This window comes from Corynebacterium sp. KPL1986, assembly GCF_000477975.1.
Lineage (GTDB): Bacteria > Actinomycetota > Actinomycetes > Mycobacteriales > Mycobacteriaceae > Corynebacterium > Corynebacterium accolens.
In genome coordinates this window covers 117,484-142,732 of sequence record NZ_KI515719.1, presented here as the reverse complement: position 1 = coordinate 142,732, position 25,249 = coordinate 117,484, and the positions used below count along the sequence as shown (strand labels likewise).

The following is a 25,249-nucleotide window of genomic DNA, read 5'->3' as shown; positions in this document are numbered from 1 at the left end:
AGGGCACACCAGTTTTCTAGATAGGGCTACCAAGCCGTTAAGCTGGAAGAATGAGCACCAAAAGCAGCAAATCCCCTAAGAAGCTGAATAAGAAGGCCTACGAAAAAGAGCTCGAGCGGTTGCAAGCAGAGCTCGTCGATATGCAGCAGTGGGTTGTTGAAACCGGCGCCCGCGTGGTCATCATCATGGAAGGCCGCGACGCCGCCGGCAAGGGTTCTGCCATTAAGCGCATCACGCAGTACCTCAACCCCCGTACCTGCCGCATCGAGGCACTACCGGCCCCGAACTCGCGAGAGCAGGGCCAGTGGTATTTCCAGCGCTACGTGGAAAAGCTGCCCACCAAGGGCGAAATCGTCATCTTTGACCGCTCTTGGTACAACCGCGCCGGCGTTGAGCGCGTCATGGGCTTTTGCACCGACCAAGAATACGTCCGTTTCTTGCACCAGGCTCCCACCTTTGAGCAGATGCTTGTGGAAGACGGCATCATCCTGCGCAAGTACTGGTTCTCTGTCTCTGATGAAGAGCAGATTAAGCGCTTTGAATCCCGCCGCAATGATCCGCTGCGCCGCTGGAAGCTCTCCCCCATGGATCTGCAATCCATTACCCGCTGGGAGGACTACTCCCGCGCCAAGGATGCCATGTTCATCCACACCGATACCCCGACCGCGCCGTGGTACACCGTGGAGTCCGAGGATAAAAAACGCTCGCGCATCAACGTCATTTCGCACCTGCTCAATACGATCCCTTACGAGAAGATCGAGCGCGAGTTGCCGGAGATCCCGCACCGTCCCGATTCCGATGGCAAGACCTACGAGCGCCCAGACCGCGAAGAGTTCCGTTACGTACCGGATGTAGCCGCCAAGCTAGAGGACTCGTCTAAAAAGAAAGGGAAGAAGAAAGGCAAGAAGAAGGACAAAAAGAAGTAGTCCCCCGAAGGCGTACTACTATGTCCGACTATGAGCACTGACACCGTGGCAAAAGCACGCTTAGGGGATAAAATCCTCACCGCGGTGGCAGCGCTCATCGCGCTGTTTTATCTCATCGGGGCTTGGGCGGCTCCAGGAGCTATCGAGCTCATCCAAGCAGCGCTTTCGCTTTTATTCTTGCCCTTCATCTGGGTCTGGCGTACCAAACCAGTACTCAGTGCAGCTGGCTTTATTGTCCTCCTTGGTGCGTGGGCCGCGGCGTGGATAAGCCAGCTACCAGCCAACCTCGGGGTTACTCCATGGGCATTGACCGCACCCATGGCCGTCTACACCACCTCCCGCTACGTGGAACGCCGCTCAATTCCCCGCGCGGTGCTTGCCGCCGCGTTCTTGGGTTCCTTTATATCGCCTGCTATGTGGCGCATTGACCCCGAGTCCTTTCTCTTATCTTTCCAGCTAGATCGCCGCTACATCACCTTGCTGGTGGTGCATTGGGCAGTACTCGGCAGCGCCTACTGCATCGCCGCACGCTATTTTGACCTGGATAGGCAACGCGAGCGCTTAGCCCAAGAACGATTCCACCAAGCGCAGGAGGAAGAGCGCTTACTCGTCGCCCGGGAATTGCACGATGTCTTGGCCCACTCCCTCACCTTGATCAAGGTTCAGGCAAATGCCGGGATTATCGCCGCGCGCACGGATACCACCGCTGCCGAGGACACCTTGCAGAGCATTCGCGATGGTGCGGATTCCGCGCTGGAGGAAGTGCGCGGCATCGTCACGGCACTACGCAGTACGGGGCCTACGGCTTTGGAACCCGCGCAGCAGCTCGAGCATGTACAGGGCATCATCGATGGCTTTCGCACCGCTGGTCTGGAGATTGACGCGGAATTGCCTTCCTCCTTCGAGGTTTCCGCGCTGACTCAGCTAGCCCTGGTGCGCATCATTTCTGAAGGGCTGACCAATGCCTTGCGCCATCAAGGCCCCGGCACGCATGTGCAGCTAAAACTTACGCTTTCCGATGCCGCACGAGTCACCCTCACCTCCACCGCTACGTCGCCTACGCCCAGTGAGGTATCCGGCAGCGGCGTGGGTTTGGTGGGAGTTAAGGAACGCGCCCAAGCGTTAGGCGGACACTTAACCAGCAATGGTGATGCCCAGAAATTTACACTGACTGCGGAACTACCACTACACAAGGACAACCATGCCTAAGATTCGCGTCATGCTTGCAGACGATCAAGCAATGCTCGTCGCTGCCTTATCGACCATCTTGAACGCGCAGGAAGATATTGAGGTGGTGGCTACCGCAACCTCCGGAGGCGACGCCGTTTCCTTGGCACTTCGCCACCGCATTGATGTGGCCATTTTGGATATACGAATGCCTGGCATGGATGGAATCGCCGCGGCCCAAGCCATTCTTTCCCGCACCCCTGACTGCCGGATTATCATGCTCACCACGTTCAATGAAGAGGATCTGGTATCGCAATCTATTGCCGCCGGTGCGCATGGATTCTTGCTAAAAGACGCCGACCCAGAGGTTCTGGTAGAAGCCGTACGCGACGTTGCCAGGGGCGAGTCTGTCCTCGCCGCCCAGGTAACGGGCCCTGTTTTAGAGGGCTACCGCAAGGCGCTAACGCACAGCCAGCTCAGTCCGCACGAGCGCCAAGGACTGAGCCTAGTTACTCGGCGCGAGATGGAGGTGCTCACGCTCATCGCGCGCGGTGCTACAAATAGCGAGATTGCCGGCCACATGTCTATCGCAGATACCACGGTAAAAACGCATGTCTCTGCACTGATGTCCAAGCTAGCTGCACGCGACCGCGTGGCTTTGGTGCTGCTGGCGCACAAAGCTGGCATTGCCTAGTCTCCTACTGTGGTAGGACTACCCCGGCGCGAAGACCGTCTCGCAGGCTGAAGATTAAGGCAGTAGCGCAGCTCATACTTTTCGTATGAGCTTTGAAGTTTCTCTCGAACACATCACAAAGTCTTTTGGTTCCCAGGCAGTGCTGCGGGATATAAGTTTTCATATTTCGCCTGGCCGCGTACACGCTGTGCTCGGGAGAAATGGCGCCGGCAAGTCCACCTTGTTTTCCATTTTCCTCGGTCTGCTGCCCGCCGATTCGGGAACGGTGCGCGTGGCCGGACAACCATGGTCGCGCGAAGTCCTCGACCATGTTGGTGCCTCGGTTAACGGGCCGGCTTTCTATGGCCACCTTTCTGCTACGGATAACCTCCGCGTGCATACCCGCCTTCTCGGATTGCCTGATACTGAAATCGACCGTGTCTTGCACATTGCTGGTCTAGCCGGGGCTGGTTCTAAGAAGGCAAAGTCGTTTTCCACCGGAATGAAAGCCCGCTTGGCCTTAGCCCAAGCCCTACTCGGTGATCCAGAAATCTTATTGCTCGATGAACCGCAAAATGGACTCGATCCACAGGGCATCGCGGAGCTCCGCAAACTCCTCCAGCAGCTCGCCGCCGCTGGGCACACAGTCGTAGTCAGCTCCCATCAACTCGGTGAGGTCCTTCACCTAGCCCACGACATCACTATTTTGTCCCAAGGCACCATCCGGTACTCCGGCTCCCTACAAGAACTGGCCCCAAGCGGTGAATTGGAAGCCGAATTCTTCCGCCTGACTTCTGCAGATGGTGAGACCGATGAGTAACCAGTATCGACGGTATCTTTCTGCAGAACTACTGCGCAGCCGCGGCAGCGCCCTGCAGTGGTTACCCTTGCTCGCCCTGCCCCTAGTGGTAATGACGGTATTCTTTTCAGCCTTCGCCTCCTCCGCCGAGGACGCTACCGGGGTTCTTGGCTGGCAGTCCATGTTTATCACCGGCATGTACGCTCCACTCATAGCGCTTTTTGCTGGCGTTCCAGAGCGCCGCGAGGTGCTCAGCCGCGGCGGCGGCACCCTATGGCGCCGGCTTCATCCTCGCTACGAGCACGCGTCCCGGTTCCTCTTCGTCGTGGTAAGCCTCGCAGTTTTTCACCTTCTTAATTTCGGTCTGTCCTGGGCGGCGGTTGCAGCGCAAGGGCGTGCAGACCACCAGCTGCTTCTCATCGCTGGGGTTTATTCTTTCCTTGGAGCCATCGGCATCGCGGGGCTTGCGACCGCATGCGCCCGCAGGCTGGGCCTTGCCGTCACGCTTATCCTCGCGGTTATCTGGCAGGTCATTAGCGTGCTTCCTCGCGTTGTCGAGGGGCAGCTATGGTGGGCCTTCCCACCCGCCTGGCCGCTGCGGTTACTGTTACCTGCGCTTCGTATCCACCAAAATTCGGTTCCGCTCGAGCCTGGCGATCCACTCCTGCAGGAAAGCCCTCTTCCTGCACTGGCGTTATGCCTCATCCTCGCTGTAGCAGGCTCTTTGACCGTGACCATGACGCCTCGGCGAGTACGTCCGCTTTCCCGACGCCGGCGCGTAGCGATACCCACGACCAGTACCGCCGCCACGCCAGCTCAAGGGTGGCAGCCTGCGAGTGCCTCTCGTGCCGCTGCCTGCTCCCGCCTTTCCGATGCGCTCCGGGGCTTTCACCGGGCCATAATGACGCCAGCGGTCATTACGTGCTTGGTATTAAGCGCCTTAGCGCTGATCTTTATTGCCCTTTACTACCCACCACGCTATGTACAGGGATTCTTCGTATTTCTGCTTCTCCCCGTGGGTGCCGGTGTACTTCCTGTACTGGTCTGGCCGGGGTTCTCGGGCGCGTGGCCGATTGTCTATACAGAATCTCGCCACTGCTCTACTGCCCTTCTCCTGTGGTTACTGGGCATCATCGCAGCGGTGTGCACGTGTGCTTCGGTCGCAGTTATCTTCGCCGGTGAAGCCACCCTAGCTGTGCTCGCCCAACTGCCGCTAGCCATCGGCGTCGGGTACGTGCTCGCGGTGGTCTCGCTCATCATGGTGATCCGCTTTGGTATCTGGAGCTCGCTAGTTCTCACCATCATCGGCACCATTGTCTCCGTGACGGTAGGCGGCGATGTCCTTGCAAAGACCGTCCTCTGGCTCGTTGCTTTCCCCGCCTGGCCGATGAATGCGGATTCTCCTGGCCGCTACGCCTGTGCTGCGATAATGACCCTGCTTTTCGCCGCCATTACTTCGTGGGCCGCCAGGCGGTTGCTGCGCACACGGGCACTTCGCCCTACCGATTAAATAACTAAGGCCCGCGGGGACTCCGCGGGCCTTAAACTATGCGAGCTTAAAGCTCAGAGGGAGATACGCGCTTGGGCAGGACCACCGGGCGGGCATTAGAAAGCCCTTCCACCACGCGGATGACCTGGTTGGAGTAACCAAACTCGTTGTCGTACCAGACATAGAGCACCAAGTGCTTGCCGGAGGCGATGGTGGCGATGCCATCGACGATGCCGGCATTGGTATTGCCCACGAAGTCGCTAGAGACGACCTCTGGGGAGGCGATGTAGGAAATCTGCTGGCGCAGATCCGAGTGCAGGGAGACGTTGCGCAGGAAGTCATTGACCTCATCGCGGTCGACTTCTTGCTCCAGCTCTAGGTTAAGCACCGCCATGGACACATCCGGGGTAGGAACGCGGATGGCGTTGCCGGTCAGCTTGCCTTCGAACTCCGGCAGGGCCTTGGCCACGGCCTTGGCGGCACCGGTGGCAGCAAGCACCATGTTCAGGCCGGCGGCGCGGCCGCGGCGCTCGCCCTTGTGGTAGTTATCAATGAGGTTTTGGTCATTGGTAAACGAGTGCGCTGTTTCCACGTGACCGTGGGCCACGCCGTAGCGGTCATTGATGACCTTGAGCACTGGGGTAATGCCATTGGTGGTGCACGATGCGGCGGAGAGGATCTTATCGTCATCGGTAATGGCGGAATCGTTGATGCCAAAGACGATGTTTTTAATATCGCCCTTGCCCGGCGCGGTCAGCAGCACGCGGGCCACGCCCTTGGCCTCCAGGTGCTGGGACAGGCCTTCCTTATCGCGCCAAACACCGGTGTTATCCACCAGCACGGCGTTGTTGATGCCGTACTCGGTGTAATCGATCGTGGCCGGGTCGTTGGCGTAGATCATCTGGATCTTCGTGCCATTGGCCCAGATGACCTGTTCTTCTTCGTCCACGCTGATGGTGCCGTTGAAAGCACCGTGGACGGAGTCGCGGCGCAGGAGGCTGGCGCGCTTGATGATGTCCCCTTCGCCCTTATTGCGCACCACAATCGCACGCAGGCGCACGCCGCCATAAGCGGCCTCGCGGGCAACGAGGATGCGGGCTAGGAGGCGACCGATGCGGCCAAATCCGTAGAGGACGACGTCGGTGGGATCGATGTCTTCGCCGGCGCCCACGATTTCCGTGAGTTCATCTTCGAGGTAGCGGCGCAGGTCATCTTCGTCCGACTCTTCAAAGCCCAAGAGGAGGCGTCCCACGTCAATCGACGCGGAGCTTAGGTTCATATCCGCTAGTTCGGACAGGATGGGCAGGGTCTCTGCCGTGGAGAGATGGCGCTGGGCAATGCGCCGTCCATAGCGGTGGGACTTGATGATGTCGATATCGGTCTGCCCAACCAGTGGGCGGCCGAAGATGGTCGCGACGACGTTGTTATTGCGGTGCAGTTGGTGGATGAGGGGAATCATGTGTTGCGCCAATTCGAGGCGCTCGTTCCAGTCATCATGTCCAATATGTGCGTTCGCAGTCACGAGGCTCCATCCATTTCTATTTCGGGGGTGGCTAGAAATCTTCGACCCAAATTTTAGCGTGTTTTAGTGTTTGTTTAGGCATAGGGAGTCCAGAATGTCTGCGACACTACCCCCGCGGATTTTGGCCAGTGGCTCACCTACGAGGCAGTAGGCTACGGCGGCATCGTGCTGCGCTCGGCGTTCCTTGAGTACGGAATTAAGCATGGGATATACCGGGGGTATACCGGGGTGGGCGCGGGTGTAGTCGTTTTCCAAGCCGCGAGCATGGCGCCCCGAAAAAGCGCGGGTGGAGACGGTGGCCCCGCCGCGCTGGAGAAGCTTGCGGTTGTAGTCACTGGTTCCGGCTTCTTTACTCAGCAAAAAGGCAGAGCCGCACGATGCGGCGGCCACGCCGGGCAGGCTTAAAACCTGGGTTACGTCGCTTGCCGTGCGCAGCCCACCTGCGGCAATCAGCGGGATGTTTGGTGCGACCGCGTGGACGGCTTCGTGGACGGCGGCAATGAGCTCTGCCAGGGGTCGATCATCGGGAAGCGCGGTACGGTCCCACGTGCCGCGGTGCCCACCGGCAGCGGGCCCTTGTACGCACAGCGCGTCCACTCCCAGCGTGGCGGCGGCGCGGGCCTCGTCGGGCGTGGTGACGGTGGTCCAAGCTTCGGCACCAGCGGCGTGGATGCGGGCAAGCTGCTCAGAGTCAAAGGTGCCGAACATAGACCACACGACGCGCGCGCCGCCCTGGAGCGCCAGCTCGAGCTTGTCATGGAAGCCGAAGGAATAATCGGGATCCGGCAGCGTGGCACCTTCGGCCGCAGCCAATTCCGCGGCGGCGGCCAACTGCTCGGGTGTTAACGGATCCTGCGGGCAAAACAGGTTCACCCCAAAGGGGATGCCGGCGCAGGCATCAATCTGGCTGCGGGCAGAGTCCACGCTGGCAGACCCGAGTCCCAGGGTGCCAAAGGAACCGGCCTGATGCGCGGCGCGCACCAGATCCACGGTGGTAGGCCCGCCCGCCATGGGCGCTGGTATTACGGTTCGTCGCAAAGATTGAATAACCTGGCTCATAGGAAACTACTGTACCGAGCTAGAAAGGCGCATTCGTGGCAGCTTTGACAGATTTTATTGCCCGGATTTTCTGCGGTCCCTCGCCAGTGCAGCAGGGGCTGGATCCGGCCGAGTTGGAGGCAGACTGGCTCATCATTGGCCTGGGAAATCCCGGCGCGAAGTACGCCGCCACGCGCCATAACGTGGGATATATGGCCGTGGACGATGTGCTTGCCCAAGGCGGCGACGTGCTCGAGCCGGTGCGCGGGATGGACCTCGAGGTAGCCCCGCTGCGCTGGGGCGATACCCGCGTACTGGCGGTGCGCACGATAACGTTTATGAATCTCTCTGGCGATCCGATTGCCCCGCTGGCGCGGGCTTTGGGTGTTGCGGCAGACCACATCATCGTCATTCACGATGAGCTAGACCTGCCTGCCAATAAGATTCGGCTAAAGCAAGGTGGCAATGAAAATGGGCACAACGGGCTGAAGTCGCTCACGCACAACCTGGGCACGCGGGACTACCTGCGCGTACGCATTGGCATTGCGCGCCCGCCCAAGGGCTCGTCGATTCCGAATTATGTCTTAGCGCCTGTCGATGCCGGCCCCGGCTTCGATACCGCCATCGCCACCGCCGCCGAAGCCGCCCAGCTCATCGCAACGCAAGGGCTCGTACAAGCCCAAAACCGCATTCACTCGCGCTAGGACTGGGAAAATTTCTCCAGCGCCTGCGGGCTGCCGGCGGCGACGATGAAGTCGGTGGGGGCGAGCTGGGTGGCATCGGCAAGCGGGGCCCAAGCACCCTCCGCCTGGCAGACCGACACCAACTGCACGTGGTGGGTGCGCCAAACCTCGCCCAGATCGAGCGGACGCCCTGTAACCGAAGAGGGCGCGGCCATCTGCGTCACGCCGTAGTACGGGGCGATCTCAGCAAAGTCGCGGAAGCGCCCGCCCAAGAGGTAGGCCACGCGGCGGCCTGTATCGCGCTCGGGGCGGATGACGTGGTGGGCGCCAATCTGGCGCAGGATGCGCTCGTGGGCCTCCGAATTGGCCTTAGCCCAAATATCCTTGACGCCCAGCTCCACCAGGTTAGACACGGTGAGGATGGAGGCCTCCAGGTGCGAGCCGATGCCCACGATGACCCGCTCCACCTCATCGATGCCCAGCTGGCGCAGCGCCGCCGGATCGGTGGTATCCGCGGAAATGGCCTCGGTTAAGTGCGGCGCTCGTTCGCGCACGATTTTCTCATCGGAATCGATGCCGAGGACCTCTACCCCATGGCCCATGAGCTCGCTTGCCAGGGAGCAACCAAACCGCCCCAAGCCAATGACGACGACCGGGGCAATGTCGAGGGTGGCGCGGGAGTGGCCCAACGCCTTAAAAATGCTAGCCAATGAAGGGCCTTTCTTCGGGGTAGCTGTAGCGGCGGCTTAAATTCTTTGCCGCCAACGCTGCTACCAGGGTGGTTGGGCCAACGCGGCCCAGGTACATGATGAAGCACAGCACGATTTGGGAGGGTGCGGACAAGCTGGCGGTAATCCCGGTGGATAGGCCCACGGTGGCAAAGGCGGACATGACCTCGAAAGAGACCTGATCGCCGGAAAATTGCGGGTCGAAAAAGCGCAGCGCCGCCACGCCAAGGGTCACCACCAGCACGCCGGCGAAGCTCAATGCTAGCGCCTGTCGGGTCACACTATGGGGAAGGCTGCGGTGGTAGATGGAGGTCTTTTCCTTGCCCAAGAACTCCGCGGCCATGGCGGCCAATAGCACGCACGCGGTGGTGACCTTGATGCCGCCGGCGGTACCGGCCGAGCCGCCGCCGATGAACATCAAGGTATCGGTGCCCATGAGCGTTACCGGGTGAGCCTCACCGTAGTCGAAGGTATTAAATCCGGCCGTGCGCGGGGAGACGCTGGCAAAGAACGCGTTGAGGATTTTCTCGCCCCACGACATCGGCGCCAGCACGCCATTCCACTCCGTAAGGGCAAAAAATATCGTGCCTGCCGCAATGAGCACGCCGGTGGCCGCCAGCGTCATCCGCGCGGTAATTGAGATGCGACGCGTCGCCTCCGAACCGCGCCGCACGTGGCGTACCAATTCCGCCCAGACCGGAAAACCCAGCCCACCACCGATGACCGCTCCGGCCAGCGGCAAAAGGATCCAGGCATCGCCGACAAAGGGCACGAGGTTATCGCTATTGGTGCTAAACCCAGCGTTATTAAAGGCCGAAATGGCGTGGAAGATGCCCTCCCATAACGCCCGTGGGAAGGAATGCCCGTAGCCCACCATAAGCCGCGCGGTGACCGCCGTGGCGATAATGCTTTCTACCACCGCGGTAAAGGCGAAGGTGAAAATCAGGGTGCGGCGAATGCCACCGGCGAGGATGGGCCGGTTTTCATAGGCGCCGGTCTTGCGGGCCTTAAAACTAATCCGGCCGGTCAAGAGCAGGCCGGATAACGAGGCCAGCGACATAATGCCCAAACCGCCCAGTTGTATAAGGGCCAAGATGACCACTTGCCCCGCTGGGCTCCAAAAGCTACCGGTATCGACCACAACCAGCCCGGTCAATGAGACCGCGGAGGTCGCGGTGAAAAGGGCGGATAAAAACGAGGCGCGGGAATCTCCGGCCTCGGCGAACGGCAGCAATAACAATACCGTTCCTATCAGGATGAGCAGTAGAAACCCGGTGGCGGTTAGCCGCGCTGGTCCCCACTGCCGCAGAAAAAGCAGGCGCTTCACAAGCCGGAAGTATAGACCTGTCCAGACCCAAGCGGAACTGCACGGCGGGATGCCGCGGATAAATATCACGGAAGGATATCGCGGACGGATGTCACGGCCGTGGCTAGAATCAGGCCCATGACTTCGCCGTACTCAGCAGCTAGGACAATCGTGATTACCGGGGCTTCGTCAGGCATTGGTGCCGCGGCCGCCCGGCAGATTCACCGCACCCGCCCGCAGGATAACCTCGTCATCATTGGCCGCAATCCGGACAAGACTAAGGCCGTTGCTCAAGAGGTAGGCGGGCAGTATTTCCTCGCCGATTTCGAGTCACTGGCTCAGGTCCGCCAGCTGGCCGATGACCTGCAGCAGCTAGAGCGCATCGATGCCTTGGGCAATAATGCCGGCGGTATTTTCGATGGACCCACCATAACCGCCGATGGATTCGAGCGCACGTGGCAGGTCAACGTGGTCGCGCCGTTCCTGTTGACGTCCCTGCTACAAGACAAGCTGCGCGAGAGTAACGCCACCGTGGTCAACACGGCGTCGTTGGCCAATATGGTGATGTCGAATTTCGATCCGGCAGATCCCAATACGCTGGAGCATTTCAGCCCAGAGCGCGCCTACGGCAATGCCAAGCTGGCGGATATCTTGCTCGCCCGCTTTATCGATGCCCACGGCATCAACGCGGTGTCCTTTCACCCGGGCGTTTTAGCTACCGAGTTTGGCAAGTCCTCCACGGGGCTTACGGGCAAGTTGTACTCCGGGGTCATCGGCAAGGCCTTTGGCACCGCAGAGGCCGGCGGCGAGAACTTGGCCTACTTCCTTACCGGCACCGAGGGCATCCATTTCCAGTCCGGGGAGTATTACAATAATAGGCGCACGCTGGGCGTGCAGCGCCCGATTGCGAAGAATACCTCCGTGGCCCACCGCGTCTTTGAGGATCTGGGCCGCCGCCTCAATGTGGAGTGGTAGCGCTCAAGCATTAGACTATGGCGCATGAGTTCTGTCGCTTTTGAGGCCTCGCGCCGCCGCACGTTCGCCGTTATCGCCCACCCGGATGCCGGTAAGTCCACGCTGACGGAGGCGCTGGCGCTGCATGCGCACGTGATTAATGAGGCCGGCGCGGTCCACGGCAAGGGCAACCGCAAGTCCACCGTGTCTGACTGGATGGATATGGAGAAAAACCGCGGTATCTCCGTGGCTTCGTCTGCGCTGCAGTTTGAATACGCCCCGGAGGGACACGAGGGCGAGCCTTATATGATCAACCTGGTCGATACCCCAGGTCACGCGGACTTTTCGGAGGATACCTACCGCGTGCTTACCGCCGTGGATGCCGCAGTGATGCTTATCGATGCCGCCAAGGGCCTCGAGCCGCAGACCCTCAAGCTCTTCCGCGTCTGTAAGGCGCGCGGGCTGCCCATCGTCACCGTGATCAACAAGTGGGACCGCGTGGGCCGCGAGCCACTCGAGCTCGTCGATGAGATTGTGAACGAAATCCAGCTGCAGCCCACCCCTCTCTACTGGCCGGTGGGCATCGCGGGCGATTTCCGCGGCCTAGCTCACATCAATGATGACGGCGAGGCCGATAATTACATCCACTTCATCCGCACCGCCGGTGGTTCCACCATCGCACCGGAGGAGCACTACGATCCGGCGGCCGCAGAAGAAAAGGAAGAGGATGTGTGGGAGACCGCGGTGGAAGAAGCCGAGCTCCTTGCCGCCGATGGCGCCCTGCACGATCAAGAGCTCTTTGAACAGTGCGTGACCTCCCCGCTCATCTTCGCCTCGGCCATGCTGAACTTCGGCGTCCACCAGATCCTGGATACCTTGTGCGCCATCGCCCCAGCCCCGCACTCCCGCGAATCCGATCCCAAGGCCGTGGAGGCGGCCACCAGCGCCATCGATGAGGTGCGCGAGGTAGCCGATGACTTTTCCGGCGTCGTTTTCAAGGTGCAGGCGGGCATGGACCAAAAGCACCGCGATAACCTGGCGTTTATGCGCGTGGTCTCCGGCGAATTCGAACGCGGCATGCAGGTCAACCACGCCCAATCCGGCCGCAGCTTTTCCACCAAGTATGCGCTGACGGTCTTTGGCCGCACCCGCGATACCGTGGATACCGCGTACCCGGGCGATATCGTGGGCCTCGTCAACGCGGGCGCACTGGCACCGGGCGACACCATCTATTCCGGCAAAAAGGTCCAGTTCAAGCCCATGCCCCAATTCGCCCCGGAGGCCTTCCGCATCCTGCGGGCGAAGTCGCTGGGCAAGTATAAGGCCTTCCGCAAGGGCTTGGAGCAGCTCTCGGCCGAGGGCGTGGTGCAGATCCTGCGCAACGATGCGCGCGGCGATGCCTCCCCGGTCATGGCTGCGGTCGGCCCCATGCAGTTCGAGGTCATGCAGGCCCGCATGGAATTCGAGTACAACGTCGAAACCGTCACCGAGCCCATCCCCTACTCCGTGGCGCGTCGCACCGATGCCGAATCAGCCCCAGAGCTGGGCCGTCAACGTGGCGTGGAGATCTTTACCCGCCAAGACGGCGAGCTCATCGCCCTATTTGGCGATAAGTGGAAGCTCGCCTTCATTGAAAAAGAACACCCCGAGCTCACCATGGAGACCTTGGTCGCGGATTAATCGAGCGGCTGCCCATTACGTTGTTAGCAGTTCCGCTCGGAGGAGCCCAGGATTCGTAATCCTAGCCCCATGCTGGGGCAGGTTATGTTTATCTGCGTTCCTTCTGCCTTGTGGCAATGGAACTAGTCGCTGGCTTCGGTATGGCTTATTTCTGTCCCTGTCTGACAATGATCCGGGGGGGTGATGCCGCCGAAGGCAGTGACATACTCCAAACTGCTAATAGGAACCTGACCCAGCCCAGGTGGTATGAGGTCTCACAGTAATGTGGATGCCAGCGTGAAGTATGTCCGACCAACCCCAGCGATGAAGCTTAAATAATCCAACTTCTCATTCATCGCCAGGAGGCATACACCCATGGCCTATGACTTCGTCATTGGCGTGGACGTCGGCAAATACTTCCACCACGCCTGCGTCCTCGATCCCCAAGGCAGACAAGTCCTGTCCAGGCGCATCAACCAGCATGAAGGCTCGCTACGCAAGCTCTTTGGCCAATTCCTCGCTGACGACGCCTCGGTCCTTGTCATTGTCGATCAACCCAACAACATCGGCCGGTTAACCGTCGCAGTCGCCCAAGACATGGGCGTCGACGTTCGCTATCTACCAGGACTTGCCATGCGGCAGCTCTCTCGCATCCACGTCGGCAACTGTAAGACCGATGTGCGCGACGCCTACGTTATCGCCCATGCCGGTCTTAACCTTCCAGATTCCTTGCGCAGTGTCGACCGCGTTGAGGACGTCTTTATCCAGCTGAAAGTTCTCAACGGTATCGACGAAGACCTCGCCCGGGCCTACACACGCCTGATTAACCAGATGCGATCCGCGCTCGTGGGAACCTATCCTGCATTCGAACATGTCCTGCGCGGACAGATGATTCACCGAAAGTGGATCCTCCACCTACTTGCGAAATACGGTGGCCCCACCAAGATTCGACGCATCGGTAGAACACGCCTGAAAGCCTTTGCACGCAAACACAGGGCACGCAATCCTGAGCCTGTCATCGATGCCATGCTTGCTGCCATCCACGAACAGACCGTGTCCATTGCCGGCGCAGAATACGCCGAACTTGGCGTCACAATGTCCGCCACAGATGCACTGGCCAAACTAGAGCACCGCAAGGAAATCGAAGCGCAGGTACTCAAGCTGATTCAGGACATTCCGCAGACCGAGATTCTTTTATCCATGCCTGGTATCGGCCCGCGTAGCGCCGCGCAGATCCTCATGACTGTTGGCGATATGTCCGACTTCCCCGATGCAGCCCACCTAGCGTCCTATGCAGGCCTATCACCGCGGACGAATCAGTCGGGAACGTCCATTATGTCGAATTCACCCAACAGGGCTGGCAACAAAAAATTAAAGAACGCCCTATGGCAATCATCTTTTGCATCGATCAGATTCCACGAGCGTTCCCGGCAATTCTATGAACGAAAACGCAAAGAAGGCAAAAGACACAACGCCGCAGTCGTCGCACTCGCACGCCGACGCCTCAACGTTCTCTTCGCCATGATGCGAAACGGCGAGCTCTACCGAGATATCTCCACAGCCCAGGAGGCCGCAGCAGCCTAGAACCAACAGACCCTCACCTCAAGCCGATTGCGCAAAAGCCCAATCGGCTCCTCACCGTGCCCGAAAACAACATCTACGAGGCAAAGCAGAAGCCCTTCACACCCCCAACAAACTCACCCACGGAGTTGACAACCTATATAGGAACACCCCCGTCAGAGCAGCATGACCGGGATGACCACGATCTTCATGAACTGCGCCACCACGATGGTGGAGGTATAGCCGGTGAGGATGCGCGAATCTGAGCTGGTACCCGTGGCGTAATTGACCACCGCGGGCTGGCCAAAGAGGCCGGAAATACCGCCGGAGGTACGGGTTTCGGATTGCCCCATAAAGCGGCTGGCCACCGCGAAGATCCCGATGATGATAACGGCGATAATCGCAGCCAGCACCATGGATTTCAGACCCATCCAGGAAAAGGCGGTGGACACAAAGGCCTCGCCGGAAGACAGTCCCACCGAGGCCAGGAAGATGGCAAGCCCCCACTGCTGGAATGCAGTATTAATCGGGGACGGAATCTGCCACGGAATGCGGCTGGTGCGGTGCAGGGCACCGAGGACCAGGCCAGTGATCAGTGGGCCCAGCGCGAACCCGAGCTCGAAGGACGCGCCACCGGGCAGCGGAACCACGATAAGCGAAATAAGGTAGCCGATGGTCAGCCCACCGCCGAGTGCTACCCAGTTAAGCTGCGAGTATGCGGTTACGGAATCGCCGAAGTAATCGCGAACATCACCCAGGCGGTCATGCTTGACCACGATTTCTAGGTCATCACCAGATTCCAAGTGGGTTTCATTGGTGGCAAGGAATTCCTCATCGCCGCGGCGCACCCGCACAATCCGCGCGCCGTAGCGCGAAAAGAGGTTGAGCTCCTTGACCTTGCGTCCCTCGATATCCTCGTTGGAGATGGCCACGGTCTCATTGACCAGACGCTTATCCACAAACGGGGTTTGGGGCTGACGCTTTCCCAAGGCATCGGTAAGCTCCTTAGCTTTAGCCTTGGTCACCAGCACGCGCAGGACATCGCCGCGGTGCAACTCTGGGTTATCGCCCGGCACGTCGACATCGCGGCCGCGGCGGATGGTAGCGATGATGAAATGATCCGCGAATTTCTCGCGCAGCTCAGCATAGGAAATATCGCGGGTGACCTTAATCGTTCGCGAGCGGAAAATCTTTTCCGCCGAGTGGTCTTGGTCCTTCTGCGCTGGCCAGCTATGCCGCAGGACGAATGCCACAAGGAGGATGGCCACGGCCACGCCGACCGGATAGGCCAAGGAGTATCCCACGGCGGGCAGCTCCTCGCCGGATTGCTGCTGGGCCACGGCAAGCGACGCCGTGGACGTCGTTGCACCGGAGAATACGCCGGTCACCGCCAGCGGCGATAACCCCATGAGGCTGCCGATGCCCAGCGCCGCGGCCGCCGCGGCTATTACCGCCACCGTGGCGAGCAGCATGTGCTTTAGCTGGGTAGAAAAGCCCTTAAAAAAGGCCTCACCGGCAGAGAGCCCCTGCATATAGATAAAGAGGCCCAAGCCCAGCTCCTGCAAGGAACTGAGGATATTGTCATCTAGATCAATAAAGGATCCGAAGGCTAAGCCGACAAAAAGGGTACCCGCCGCGCCGAAGCGCAGCGGGCCAAAGGGAATCATGCCAAATAGCGTGCCGAGCACGATCATGAAGAAAATGCTCAGCCAAATATTGCCATCAAAAATCGCTAACACGCTGTGCAATCTTAGGAGCTTGGCGCGATTTAGCTAGCTGAAAATGCTTGGCACCGTGCACCAAATACCGCCATTAGTGCAGCGCACGCGATTACCCCTCCTGATGCCGCCAAGAACCAGGAGGGCGATCTCACACCACCGCGCAGAGGTGAGCTAGTCCAGCAGGAATTCCTTCCACTTCGGCCACTCGGCGTGGGTTTGCGCCTTGCCGGCTTGGTAATTCGCGCGCAGCTTATCCACGTTGCGCTCGGTGGAGGCCACCTGCATGTCTTCGGGGAAAAACAGCTGCGCCTTGCCCTGACGTTCTAGCTCGAGGAGACGGTCCTTGGCCGCGTTATAGATGGGTGGGCGGCCAATGAGGGCATCGGCAATAGCGGGGTATTTACGGAAGATGCGGCGGGTAATCGCCGGGCGCGCCACCTCGGGGCGGACGTACCCGCGCGGCTTGGAGCCGATGAAGAGGAATTTCTCATAGCCGGCTTCTTCAGCCTGCTCGATGGTAATGCCGCCGGACGAGCCCAGGGCGCCGTCCACATAGGGCGAGCCATCGATGATGCGAATCGGCATGAGTAGCGGCAGCGTGGACGAGGCGCGCACCCGCACATACAGATCTTCCGGTTCTGTCACATCATCGCGGGTCCAATACACGGATTCGCCGGTATCGGCCCGCGCGGCGGCAAGCACCATATCCGCTGGGTGCTGGCGGTACGCGTCCCAGTCAAAGGGCATATCCTTATCCGCGGAGCGCTCATAGATATATTCCGCATTGAAATAGCCATTGCCGCGCACCAGCGAGCCCACGCCACCAAAGCTAGGGTTATTGACAAAATCCGTGAAGGATTCTTCCGCGCGCTTGGCATCGTGTGACAGGTAATTGACCGTGTGAGAAGCGCCAGCGGAGACCCCGCCCACCCAGCCAAAGGTGACGTTTTCTTGGATGAGTTTGACTATGCAGGCGGCGGTATAAGAATTGCGCATTCCGCCGCCTTCGATCACAAGGGCGGTGTTACTGGCATCAATCATATTGACCCATAGTACGCGCGGCGATGTTACGGCGGTCAACCCGCTACCTGGCTGCACGGCTAGACTTGAACGCTATGGGATTATTGGATGCTCTTGCCAAGCTCACCGGAAATGGGGCGCCACACTTGGCGCGGCCCGATTCCGCGGCAACAACCGTGCAGGTGGACCGGCTGGATATTAGGACCGCCGACCAGCTGATCATTATCATCACCGGCCAGCAGGGCGCGCGGGCCCTTGCTGAACTAGCCGGATCGCGCGAGTCCGCCGCCCTCGTCTCCCCCACCACCACGGCGCATTTTCCTGCCGTGACGAAAGACGTCCTGCCGGTCAAAGACCCCAAGCACGGCTGGATCATCCCCATTACGCCGTCGCTGGCGAGCGCGCTTTCTCAGGCTGAGCTTGCAGATGCCTCGGGCGAGTACGAGCTATCCCCTAACCTCGCGGTGGTGGTGGAATAATGCCTATCTATCCTTTCCAAGGCACGCGCCCGCGCATCCACCGCAGCGCTTGGATCGCGCCGAATGCCACCATCATTGGTGATGTGGAAATCGGCCCGGATTCTTCCGTGTTTTATGGCTGCGTGCTACGCGGCGATGTCGGCCCCATCCGCATTGGCAGTAGGTGCAATATTCAGGACAATAGCGTTATCCACGTGGAGCGGGAGGCCCCGTGTGTGCTCGAAGACGATGTCACGGTAGGCCACATGGCCATGCTCCACGGCACGCATGTGGGTGCCGGCAGCCTAGTGGGCATGTCCGCTACCCTGCTGTCTCGCTCCACCATCGGACCAGGTTCGCTCATCGCCGCCGGTGCACTGGTGCGCGAGGGCGCGGATATCCCGGCCCGCTCTTTGGCCGCCGGCGTTCCAGCTTCGGTGCGCCGCGAACTGTCCGCCGAGCAATCCGCGGCGTTTATCCCGCACGCCGCGCGCTACGTGGACATTGCTAAGCAACAATCTGCTACCGCGCTCACGCTTGATGATGTCTACTTTGACTAGCGCATCCTTATAGGTTCACGACACCCATGATGATAAGGAAAGCGGCGACGACATAACCGCCAATGAGCGCGACCCGCGTGCTATTATCGCGCGCCGCCGCAAAAACTCGGCCCGCGGCTGAGTCTGGATGGGCGCGCACGACGGCGATGAAGAGCCCGCAGATCACCGGCAGGGAGAGCGCCAGGGTGGCGTACCACAACAGGCCGCCGTATTGGGCGGCGAGCGAAAGATCCTCGGTGGCCAAGAACATGAGCCCGAAATAAAACGGCACGGAGGTCAGCGATTGCACCACGCCCATCACAAACCCGATAAGCACGGTGATGATAGAAGGCGTGCGCAGCGGTTGCAGCATTCGTCCGATCAAGGCATTGGGTTTTCCCTGGGAATGCCAAGCGCCGAAGGCCAGCGCGATACCGACGATGATGAGGATGCCGCCGGCAATCGGTGACTCCAAGATGGCCGCGATCTGTTCGCGCACGCCCAATAAGACGAACATGACCACGGCCGCAGCGGCGAGAACGCCCAGCCAGTCGCCCAGGATGACTAGGCCGGCGATCCAGCGGTATTTCCCGCGCGGGAGCATGATGCCGATGGCCACGAGGATGCCAATGAGCAGGGCATTGACCGAATCCAAGAGGGCGAAACTTACCGCGTGAATCATGCGCGATAGTCTACCTATCCTTCCCGCCGCCCTGTTCTCTCTGGCCGCGCCTGGGTTATAGGTCACACTAAAGAGTTACTATACCCACCTGCACCTTATTTTGCACCACATACGCAGGATTGCATAGACTATGCACGATTTTAGAAGCAGCGCCCACCTCTCTCACTCATAAAGGAGCTCGCCCATGTCCAAATTCCTCTACCGGCTGGGAAGCTGGTCCTACCGCACGGTATGGCCCTTCCTCGCCTTCTGGCTCATCGTCTTAGTGGCGATGGTTGGCCTCACCGCCGGCTTTGCCAAGACCCCGAACCCCAACTTCGCCATGCCGGAGATGGACTCCACCACCACTCAAGAAGAGATGATGGAGCACTTCGATCAAGATACCGATGCCATGAGCGCCCCAGAGGGCACCGTGGTCATCCAGGCCCCTGTGGGCAAGGGGCTGGGCGATGATGCCGTTGCCGGGGACATCGACAAGCTGCTCCAAGATCTCAAGGACACCGGTGCCCTGAAGAACCAGGATGAATTGGTCAGCCCGGTCCTCGCCGCCGCTGGCATGGAAAAGCAGATGGGCGAGCAGATGCGGGCCCAGGGCATGCCCGAAGAGCAGGTTGCGAAGAACCTGCAGCAGCTGTCCCCGCTGAGCGAGGATAAGACCACCGGCACCGTCACCATCGCCTTCGATGCCGCTGATGTCATGGACATCAATGATGACGATATGGCTGCGGTCACGGATGTCCTGCACCAGCACGACGGCGAAGGCCTTTCCGTTAAGTACCAGGGCAATGCCTTCGCGATGGCCGATGCCGGCATGAATGGCAGCGCCGAACTCATCGGCATGGTGGTTGCTGCCATCGTGCTGCTGGTGACCTTCGGCTCCTTCGTAGCTGCCGGCATGCCGCTGATTTCCGCCGTCATCGGCGTGGGCATTGGCATCCTCGGCGTGCAGCTGGCCACCATCTTTACCGATACCGTCTCCGATATGACCCCGACGTTGGCCTCAATGATCGGCCTGGCCGTGGGCATCGACTATGCCCTATTCATTGTCAACCGCTTCCGCAATGAGCTCATCACCTCCTCTGGCCTGAATAACCTGACGCCCAAGGAACTGGCCAAGGAGCTGAAGAAGATGGATAAGGGCACCCGCGCCCACGCCATGGGCATGGCACTGGGCACCGCCGGCGGCTCCGTCGTCTTTGCCGGTACCACCGTGGTCATCGCCCTAGCAGCCCTGACCATTATCGGCATCCCATTCCTGTCCACCATGGCCATCGCCGCCGCGGGCACCGTGGTCATCGCCGTGCTTGTGGCCAATACCTTTATCCCCGCCGTGCTGGGCCTGCTGGGCACCAAGATCTTCGCCGGGCGCGTACCCGGCCCCAAGGTTCCAGACCCTGAGGACGAGAAGCCCACCATGGGCCTGCGCTGGGTCCGCCGCGTGCGCGCCCACCCGTGGCTGCACCTCGGCGTGGGCGTCATCGTGCTTGCCATCCTGGCCATCCCGTTTGCGAATATGCGCCTGGCCATGCCCACCGATGGCTCCGCCAAACCCGGCACCCCGCAGCGCGAGGCCTACGAGATGTCCGAGGAGGCCTTTGGTCCAGGCCGCAATGCCCCGATGATCGCCTTCGTGAACGTGGAAGACGTCTCCGAACAAGACCGCATGCCGGCCTTCCAGGATCTGCTCCACAAGTTCAACGACACCGAGGGCGTGGATAACGCCCAAATCATCCAGACCACGGACAATGGCGATGCCGCCCAGATCATGATCACGCCGACGACAGGTGCGACCGATGAGGAAACCACCGAGACCTTGGAACGCCTGCGCGAGTACCAGGGCGAGTTTTCTAAGGACGGCAGTTCCTACGGCATTACCGGCATCACCCCGATCTTCGACGATATTTCTGAGCGGCTCAATAGCGTGCTCGTACCGTACGTGGCCATCGTCTTGGGCCTTGCCTTCATTGTCTTGATGCTGGTATTCCGCTCCATTTGGGTTCCACTCATTGCCGCCGCGGGCTACGGGCTGTCCGTGGCCGCCACCTTCGGCATTACCGTCGGCATCTGGCAAGAGGGCATGTTCGGCCTCGTCAACGACCCGCAGCCGCTGCTGTCCTTCCTGCCCATCATGCTCATCGGCCTGACCTTTGGCCTGGCCATGGACTACCAGGTCTTCTTGGTCACCCGCATGCGCGAGGGCTACGTCAGCGGCAAGACCGCCGCCAACGCGACCTCGAATGGCTTTAAGCACGGCGCGCGCGTGGTCACGGCCGCAGCGCTCATCATGATTTCGGTCTTCGCAGCCTTCATCTTGATGGACGAGCCATTCATCAAGACCATGGGCTTTGCCCTGGCTATGGGCGTGCTTATCGATGCCTTCGTTATCCGCATGATGGTCATCCCCGCCACCATGTTCCTTCTAGGAGACAAGGCGTGGTGGTTGCCCAAGTGGTTGAATAAGATCGTGCCTAATATGGATATCGAGGGCGAAGCCCTGCACAAGGAGCGCGAGGCGCTCCTAGACTTTCAACACAACAAGGTAGGAAAGGTTCATCGTGACTAGTTTGCGCGAATCCAAGAAGCGAGCAACGCGCCAGGCCATGTCTGATGCCGCGGCCCGCCTCGCCTTGGACGGCGGCGCTGAGGCAGTCACGGTCTCAGGTATCACCAGCGCCGTCGGGGTCTCCCCGCGCACGTTCCACAATTATTTTTCTTCGGTGGCGGATTCCCTCTTGCACTACACCGCGGATGTCCTCGAGGCATTCGCAGAAGACATTCCCACCGCATTTCCCGGCGAGCCCATCTCTTCGGTCTTGGAATTAACGCTCATTGATGCCCTCGACAACGAATACATGGAGCTGCGCTCGCTGCACAGCCTGTTCAAGATCGGCGAGGCGATGGAAAACCTCAGCCACACCGCCGAGGAAAAGAAGAAATTCGATAGCGTCATCCACAGGATCATCGCTGCTTTTCAAGAGCGCTACCCCGAATATTCGACCTTCGAGCTCACCATCATTTTGAACGCGTGCGGCAGCACCGGCAATGCCTGCCAGCAAGAGCTGAAAAGGCGCTGCGAAATGGGCAAGGCGCCCAGCAAACGGGAACGCGATGAGCTGGTCCACCACGCCTTTGCCACCCTGCGCGGCCTCGTATGAGGTTTCAGTATCCTCGTAGGTAATTATGGATACTTCAAATTCGCTTGCCCAGGCCACCCGCGATGCCTGCTTTATTCAGGCGGGCCTTGACGCCGCCTTCCGGGCCCGCCTGGGTGATACCACCGACGTGGAGTTTAATTTCCTCACCCCCTCGACGGATGCCGAGGGGCGCCTTAGCCACAATCAGCCCGTGGAAATCCGCTGCAGCTCGTCCTCCAGCGTCAAAGACTTCCGGGGCACGCGCATCGCCGTCATCGATCGCGCCGCCTCGCCCACCTGGCGGTGGGCGATGCAAGCGGAAACCGATCTGCCACAGGGCGAGGATAACCCGGCGAAGTTTATCCCCCTCGCCCGCCTCCTGGCTGGCAATGCCCCGGTGCTGCGGGCACGGCAAGGCGATCACGAGGCGATCATCGCCGTGGATTTTCATCCGCGCCTCGACTTTCCCACCAGCATTGCAGCAGGCATTCGCCGCAGCGCGCCGGACATTGATGAGCAGCGCGCGGTGCACGAACTCGCCCACCACTTGGGCATTACGCTCGCAGAGACTGGCGCGGGCTCCCCTGCGGAGTCTGCCGAGCATTATTCCGATGGAACGACGCTGCATTTTTCTAGAGCACTGGGTGCGCCGCAGATCACGGCAATCGAGCCGGGCATGAAGGATACCCGCATCATCGAGGATGCTTTCTATTACGGCATGGAGCACCAGCTGTATTTCCAGGGCAATTTCCCGGAGGCCACGGTGCACCTCAACGCGGACGCGGCCACGGCAGAAATCCGTCACTCTGGCGGGACGGCCAAGGCCACGGCGGTGCTCATCGCCACCATTTCGGAGGAACGATTCCTGTGGGCGTGGGCCGATCCCGCGGTCAAGGACACCGCAGCCGCGCAGGCTGCCGCGAACCTGTACCGCTTCGGCATCGATCACCAGGTACCGGCGCTAATCCGGCCCGCGCTACCCTTGGACTACGCGCGTACCCGGCAGGTACCTCAGCTTGCCCTGCCCATCCTGGGCATGTGGACTTTGGTGGGCACCACGCTTGCCGATGGCCGCGTCGGCCTCGTCCTCCTCGATTCCGAAGCGCTGCATTTGCCGCCGCCTACCTCCGCGGCCACGGAAGCAACGCTGGCGGCTACCCCACCCCGAGAGATCAATGAGGCGCAGGCCCGAGCGGCCTACGCCTCCTTCCGCGGGATTAACCTTTAGCTAATACGCCGCGGATGGCGTCTACATCCACCTCCGCGACACTTGCCGGTTTGAACGCCGCATCATTGGATTTATCCACCAATACCGCGCGCACGCCATCGGAAAAGTCATCGCGGCGATACATATAAGCGCCCAGTTTCTTTTCCAGCTCAAGGGCATCGCGAATGCTCGAGCACTGCGCCTCTGCCCGGTAGAGCTCCAGCGCAGCCACGATAGAGGTCGGGCAGGCCTGCGCGGTGAGCTTATCCACCAGCTCCTTCAGCTCCGGGTATTCCTTAGCGGCCGCGGTGATGTCCTGCCAGGAATCGTGGCGGAAGCTGGCCTCGATCCCCTCGATGAGCTCTGCAAGCGGGGCCTCATCTTCTGGCTGCACGGAGTGCTGTTCCAGCGCGGCATCAATGCCCTTATCAATGACGTCGCTGGCAAACGCATCGCCGTCTTTTACGTAGTCAGTGGCCAGCCCGCTCCACACGAGGTCTGCGGCGTACATGCGGTAGCCGGTAATACCCCAGAACTTTGCGAGCTCTGGCGAGGCCTTACCGCGCGTGCCCACGGCATTTTGGGAGGCATAGGCCATGCCCACATCCGTGACGTAGCCAATATTCATCTCCGGCATGGAGGCGAAGGTCTTGTCCGTGACCACGCAGTGCGAGCCGTGCGCGGATACGCCAAGCCCGCCACCCATAGCGATGCCATCCACCAGCGCGATGACCGGCTTAGGGTATTCCGCAATATCCCCGTTGAGGGTGTACTCCGAGGCGAAGAAGTCATCGACCTCGTCGTACTTGCCGTCGACGATGCCATCGCGAGCCATACGGACATCGCCACCCGCGCAATAGGCCTTAGGATTGGTAGAGGTCAAAAGGACCTGCTCTACCTCGTCATCACCCCGCCACTTATCCAAGGCAGCGGCGATGAGATCGATCATTTCTGGGCTGAGAGAGTTGAGAGCCTTTGGGCGGTTGAGCTCAATGACTCCGGTATGGTTGCGGATTGAGGACACGATAGGTGCATCATTAGTCATATCCTCTATTGTGACACACAACTCATGTACCTAGCTACCGTTTGCGACTTCACAGATAGGTCTTAATTTTGCTTCCACAGCTTATCGCCCTAGACATGGACGGCACCCTGCTCGATGGAAACGGCGACTTGCCGCCAGGATTCGCGGCGACCAGCCAACGCGCAACCGAGCTCGGTGTCACCCTCGTTCCGGCATCTGGGCGCCAGCTCGCCACCCTGCAACAGATGTTTCCTGATGAGGAGACCTTTATTGCAGAAAATGGCTCCGTGGTCGTGCACAATAACGAGCTGCTGAGCACCACCCCTTTGCCATCGGCAGCCGTCCGCGCTGCGGTAGCGGCGCTCGACGCGGTGGCCAAACCCCACACCGTGGTGTTGTGCACGCCGTCTACGGCGTTTGTGGAAAGGGGCATCGACAGCCAGGCCTCCGCCGAGATCTCCAAGTACTATAAATCCATCAGCTGGGTGGATGACCTGCACGATCTGCTCGATGAGGAGATCATCAAAATCGCCGCCTTCTGCGCCGATGGCAGCGAAAGGCACCTCCACGATCCGCTGCGCGAGGCCGTGCCTGAGCACAATATCGCGGTATCTGGGGCGGTGTGGCTCGATGTCATGGCGGCCGGGGTAAATAAGGGCGTGGCGCTAGAAACCATGGCGTCGCTGCTGGATATCCCCCAATCCCGCACCGCGGCTTTTGGAGACTTCCTCAACGATTTCGAACTCCTCCAAGCCGCCGGAACCGCCATTGCCATGGACAATGCGCATCCTAAGCTCAAGGCGATTGCCGATACCATCGCCCCGCCCAATACCGAGTATGGGGTGCTGACAGTGCTGAATCAGCTTTTTGACAGCCAACAGGATTAGACTCTCTTCTTTCACCATCTATCCGCCAAAACATTGCCAATTTCCCGCGCCACGCCGTGCTCTCTACTTTGGG

General features: G+C 60.1%; 23 protein-coding genes. 15 read left to right on the top strand and 8 right to left on the bottom strand.

The annotated features are described in order from the left end of the window. The first annotated feature begins 50 nt into the window (after nucleotides 1-50). The 5 genes from ppk2 (at nucleotide 51) to HMPREF1287_RS00625 (ending at nucleotide 5,075) form a co-directional block, all read left to right on the top strand. A complete protein-coding gene (gene ppk2, locus HMPREF1287_RS00645) occupies nucleotides 51-926 on the top strand; it encodes a polyphosphate kinase 2 (protein WP_005279987.1) in 876 nt (291 codons plus the stop codon). Between the two features lie 30 nt (nucleotides 927-956). After that, nucleotides 957-2,135 carry a sensor histidine kinase gene (locus tag HMPREF1287_RS00640; protein WP_023017666.1) on the top strand — a complete coding sequence of 393 codons (1,179 nt, stop codon included), beginning with the start codon at nucleotides 957-959 and terminating at the stop codon, nucleotides 2,133-2,135. Continuing rightward, the gene (locus HMPREF1287_RS00635; RefSeq protein WP_023017665.1) at nucleotides 2,128-2,787 is read left to right on the top strand and encodes a response regulator transcription factor; all 660 of its coding nucleotides are present in this window, start codon (nucleotides 2,128-2,130) and stop codon (nucleotides 2,785-2,787) included. The genes HMPREF1287_RS00640 and HMPREF1287_RS00635 overlap by 8 nt, the downstream gene beginning before the upstream one ends. 85 nt (nucleotides 2,788-2,872) lie before the next feature. Next, entirely contained in the window at nucleotides 2,873-3,586 is a 714-nt protein-coding gene (locus HMPREF1287_RS00630; protein WP_023017664.1) for an ATP-binding cassette domain-containing protein, read from the top strand. Next, on the top strand, nucleotides 3,579-5,075 hold the full coding sequence (locus tag HMPREF1287_RS00625) for a hypothetical protein (RefSeq protein ID WP_023017663.1): 1,497 nt from the start codon (nucleotides 3,579-3,581) through the stop codon (nucleotides 5,073-5,075). Before HMPREF1287_RS00630 ends, HMPREF1287_RS00625 begins: the two co-directional genes overlap by 8 nt. Before the next feature lie 46 nt (nucleotides 5,076-5,121). Here the strand turns inward: HMPREF1287_RS00625 and HMPREF1287_RS00620 are convergent, their stop codons facing one another. Continuing rightward, the gene (locus tag HMPREF1287_RS00620) at nucleotides 5,122-6,576 is read right to left on the bottom strand and encodes a glyceraldehyde-3-phosphate dehydrogenase (protein ID WP_023017662.1); all 1,455 of its coding nucleotides are present in this window, start codon (nucleotides 6,574-6,576) and stop codon (nucleotides 5,122-5,124) included. Between the two features lie 63 nt (nucleotides 6,577-6,639). Beyond that, the gene (locus HMPREF1287_RS00615) at nucleotides 6,640-7,635 is read right to left on the bottom strand and encodes a nitronate monooxygenase (protein WP_034653560.1); all 996 of its coding nucleotides are present in this window, start codon (nucleotides 7,633-7,635) and stop codon (nucleotides 6,640-6,642) included. Between the two features lie 35 nt (nucleotides 7,636-7,670). Between HMPREF1287_RS00615 and pth the strand changes: the two genes are divergently transcribed. Continuing rightward, nucleotides 7,671-8,318: an aminoacyl-tRNA hydrolase gene (gene pth, locus HMPREF1287_RS00610; RefSeq protein ID WP_005279977.1), complete on the top strand. Its 648-nt coding sequence runs from the start codon at nucleotides 7,671-7,673 to the stop codon at nucleotides 8,316-8,318. Here the strand turns inward: pth and HMPREF1287_RS00605 are convergent. Then, the gene (locus HMPREF1287_RS00605; RefSeq protein ID WP_005279976.1) at nucleotides 8,315-9,007 is read right to left on the bottom strand and encodes a TrkA family potassium uptake protein; all 693 of its coding nucleotides are present in this window, start codon (nucleotides 9,005-9,007) and stop codon (nucleotides 8,315-8,317) included. The genes pth and HMPREF1287_RS00605 overlap by 4 nt on opposite strands. Then, a complete protein-coding gene (locus HMPREF1287_RS00600; RefSeq protein WP_034653558.1) occupies nucleotides 9,000-10,352 on the bottom strand; it encodes a TrkH family potassium uptake protein in 1,353 nt (450 codons plus the stop codon). Before HMPREF1287_RS00600 ends, HMPREF1287_RS00605 begins: the two co-directional genes overlap by 8 nt. A 117-nt stretch (nucleotides 10,353-10,469) precedes the next feature. Between HMPREF1287_RS00600 and HMPREF1287_RS00595 the strand changes: the two genes are divergently transcribed. The 3 genes from HMPREF1287_RS00595 (at nucleotide 10,470) to HMPREF1287_RS00585 (ending at nucleotide 14,528) form a co-directional block, all read left to right on the top strand. Further along, nucleotides 10,470-11,306, top strand: a complete 837-nt coding sequence (locus HMPREF1287_RS00595; RefSeq protein WP_034653556.1) for an SDR family NAD(P)-dependent oxidoreductase — start codon at nucleotides 10,470-10,472, stop codon at nucleotides 11,304-11,306. Between the two features lie 24 nt (nucleotides 11,307-11,330). Beyond that, nucleotides 11,331-12,965: a peptide chain release factor 3 gene (locus tag HMPREF1287_RS00590; protein ID WP_005279971.1), complete on the top strand. Its 1,635-nt coding sequence runs from the start codon at nucleotides 11,331-11,333 to the stop codon at nucleotides 12,963-12,965. Between the two features lie 354 nt (nucleotides 12,966-13,319). Next, the gene (locus HMPREF1287_RS00585) at nucleotides 13,320-14,528 is read left to right on the top strand and encodes an IS110 family transposase (RefSeq protein ID WP_023018187.1); all 1,209 of its coding nucleotides are present in this window, start codon (nucleotides 13,320-13,322) and stop codon (nucleotides 14,526-14,528) included. Between the two features lie 152 nt (nucleotides 14,529-14,680). Here the strand turns inward: HMPREF1287_RS00585 and HMPREF1287_RS00580 are convergent, their stop codons facing one another. Both HMPREF1287_RS00580 and HMPREF1287_RS00575 read right to left on the bottom strand, forming a co-directional pair. After that, nucleotides 14,681-16,243, bottom strand: a complete 1,563-nt coding sequence (locus tag HMPREF1287_RS00580; protein WP_023017657.1) for a TrkA C-terminal domain-containing protein — start codon at nucleotides 16,241-16,243, stop codon at nucleotides 14,681-14,683. Between the two features lie 153 nt (nucleotides 16,244-16,396). After that, complete coding sequence (locus HMPREF1287_RS00575; RefSeq protein ID WP_023030883.1) at nucleotides 16,397-17,266, bottom strand: patatin family protein; 870 nt, start codon at nucleotides 17,264-17,266, stop codon at nucleotides 16,397-16,399. A gap of 74 nt (nucleotides 17,267-17,340) precedes the next feature. Between HMPREF1287_RS00575 and HMPREF1287_RS00570 the strand changes: the two genes are divergently transcribed. Beyond that, nucleotides 17,341-17,724: a hypothetical protein gene (locus tag HMPREF1287_RS00570; protein WP_034653551.1), complete on the top strand. Its 384-nt coding sequence runs from the start codon at nucleotides 17,341-17,343 to the stop codon at nucleotides 17,722-17,724. Next, nucleotides 17,724-18,263 (top strand): gamma carbonic anhydrase family protein, encoded by a 540-nt coding sequence (locus HMPREF1287_RS00565; protein WP_023017654.1) that lies wholly within the window; start codon nucleotides 17,724-17,726, stop codon nucleotides 18,261-18,263. Before HMPREF1287_RS00570 ends, HMPREF1287_RS00565 begins: the two co-directional genes overlap by 1 nt. Before the next feature lie 7 nt (nucleotides 18,264-18,270). Here HMPREF1287_RS00565 and HMPREF1287_RS00560 read toward each other — a convergent pair whose 3' ends face one another. Then, nucleotides 18,271-18,924, bottom strand: a complete 654-nt coding sequence (locus HMPREF1287_RS00560; protein ID WP_023017653.1) for a hypothetical protein — start codon at nucleotides 18,922-18,924, stop codon at nucleotides 18,271-18,273. A gap of 184 nt (nucleotides 18,925-19,108) precedes the next feature. On the opposite strand from HMPREF1287_RS00560, the gene HMPREF1287_RS00555 reads away from it, so the two are divergent. Genes HMPREF1287_RS00555 through HMPREF1287_RS00545 form a run of 3 tightly spaced genes read left to right on the top strand, consistent with a single transcriptional unit; the run spans nucleotide 19,109 to nucleotide 23,286 of the window. Further along, on the top strand, nucleotides 19,109-21,487 hold the full coding sequence (locus HMPREF1287_RS00555; protein ID WP_023017652.1) for an MMPL family transporter: 2,379 nt from the start codon (nucleotides 19,109-19,111) through the stop codon (nucleotides 21,485-21,487). Beyond that, nucleotides 21,480-22,079 (top strand): TetR/AcrR family transcriptional regulator, encoded by a 600-nt coding sequence (locus HMPREF1287_RS00550; RefSeq protein WP_023017651.1) that lies wholly within the window; start codon nucleotides 21,480-21,482, stop codon nucleotides 22,077-22,079. Before HMPREF1287_RS00555 ends, HMPREF1287_RS00550 begins: the two co-directional genes overlap by 8 nt. A gap of 25 nt (nucleotides 22,080-22,104) precedes the next feature. After that, on the top strand, nucleotides 22,105-23,286 hold the full coding sequence (locus HMPREF1287_RS00545; protein ID WP_023017650.1) for a DUF6882 domain-containing protein: 1,182 nt from the start codon (nucleotides 22,105-22,107) through the stop codon (nucleotides 23,284-23,286). Here HMPREF1287_RS00545 and HMPREF1287_RS00540 read toward each other — a convergent pair. After that, on the bottom strand, nucleotides 23,276-24,310 hold the full coding sequence (locus HMPREF1287_RS00540) for a 3-hydroxyisobutyryl-CoA hydrolase (protein WP_023017649.1): 1,035 nt from the start codon (nucleotides 24,308-24,310) through the stop codon (nucleotides 23,276-23,278). The two genes, HMPREF1287_RS00545 and HMPREF1287_RS00540, sit on opposite strands and share 11 nt — an antisense overlap. A gap of 68 nt (nucleotides 24,311-24,378) precedes the next feature. Here HMPREF1287_RS00540 and HMPREF1287_RS00535 point away from each other — a divergent pair, with 68 nt between their 5' ends. Beyond that, the gene (locus tag HMPREF1287_RS00535; protein WP_023017648.1) at nucleotides 24,379-25,176 is read left to right on the top strand and encodes a Cof-type HAD-IIB family hydrolase; all 798 of its coding nucleotides are present in this window, start codon (nucleotides 24,379-24,381) and stop codon (nucleotides 25,174-25,176) included. Nucleotides 25,177-25,249: the final 73 nt, after the last annotated feature.

What these genes read in the sequence shown, in the direction of transcription:
- ppk2 (WP_005279987.1), top strand. Translation starts at nt 51, where the DNA reads ATGAGCACCAAAAGCAGCAAATCCCCTAAGAAGCTGAATAAGAAGGCC.
- HMPREF1287_RS00640 (WP_023017666.1), top strand. Translation starts at nt 957, where the DNA reads ATGAGCACTGACACCGTGGCAAAAGCACGCTTAGGGGATAAAATCCTC.
- HMPREF1287_RS00635 (WP_023017665.1), top strand. Translation starts at nt 2,128, where the DNA reads ATGCCTAAGATTCGCGTCATGCTTGCAGACGATCAAGCAATGCTCGTC.
- HMPREF1287_RS00630 (WP_023017664.1), top strand. Translation starts at nt 2,873, where the DNA reads ATGAGCTTTGAAGTTTCTCTCGAACACATCACAAAGTCTTTTGGTTCC.
- HMPREF1287_RS00625 (WP_023017663.1), top strand. Translation starts at nt 3,579, where the DNA reads ATGAGTAACCAGTATCGACGGTATCTTTCTGCAGAACTACTGCGCAGC.
- HMPREF1287_RS00615 (WP_034653560.1), bottom strand. Translation starts at nt 7,635, where the DNA reads ATGAGCCAGGTTATTCAATCTTTGCGACGAACCGTAATACCAGCGCCC.
- HMPREF1287_RS00595 (WP_034653556.1), top strand. Translation starts at nt 10,470, where the DNA reads ATGACTTCGCCGTACTCAGCAGCTAGGACAATCGTGATTACCGGGGCT.
- HMPREF1287_RS00590 (WP_005279971.1), top strand. Translation starts at nt 11,331, where the DNA reads ATGAGTTCTGTCGCTTTTGAGGCCTCGCGCCGCCGCACGTTCGCCGTT.
- HMPREF1287_RS00585 (WP_023018187.1), top strand. Translation starts at nt 13,320, where the DNA reads ATGGCCTATGACTTCGTCATTGGCGTGGACGTCGGCAAATACTTCCAC.
- HMPREF1287_RS00575 (WP_023030883.1), bottom strand. Translation starts at nt 17,266, where the DNA reads ATGATTGATGCCAGTAACACCGCCCTTGTGATCGAAGGCGGCGGAATG.
- HMPREF1287_RS00570 (WP_034653551.1), top strand. Translation starts at nt 17,341, where the DNA reads ATGGGATTATTGGATGCTCTTGCCAAGCTCACCGGAAATGGGGCGCCA.
- HMPREF1287_RS00565 (WP_023017654.1), top strand. Translation starts at nt 17,724, where the DNA reads ATGCCTATCTATCCTTTCCAAGGCACGCGCCCGCGCATCCACCGCAGC.
- HMPREF1287_RS00560 (WP_023017653.1), bottom strand. Translation starts at nt 18,924, where the DNA reads ATGATTCACGCGGTAAGTTTCGCCCTCTTGGATTCGGTCAATGCCCTG.
- HMPREF1287_RS00555 (WP_023017652.1), top strand. Translation starts at nt 19,109, where the DNA reads ATGTCCAAATTCCTCTACCGGCTGGGAAGCTGGTCCTACCGCACGGTA.
- HMPREF1287_RS00545 (WP_023017650.1), top strand. Translation starts at nt 22,105, where the DNA reads ATGGATACTTCAAATTCGCTTGCCCAGGCCACCCGCGATGCCTGCTTT.
- HMPREF1287_RS00540 (WP_023017649.1), bottom strand. Translation starts at nt 24,310, where the DNA reads ATGACTAATGATGCACCTATCGTGTCCTCAATCCGCAACCATACCGGA.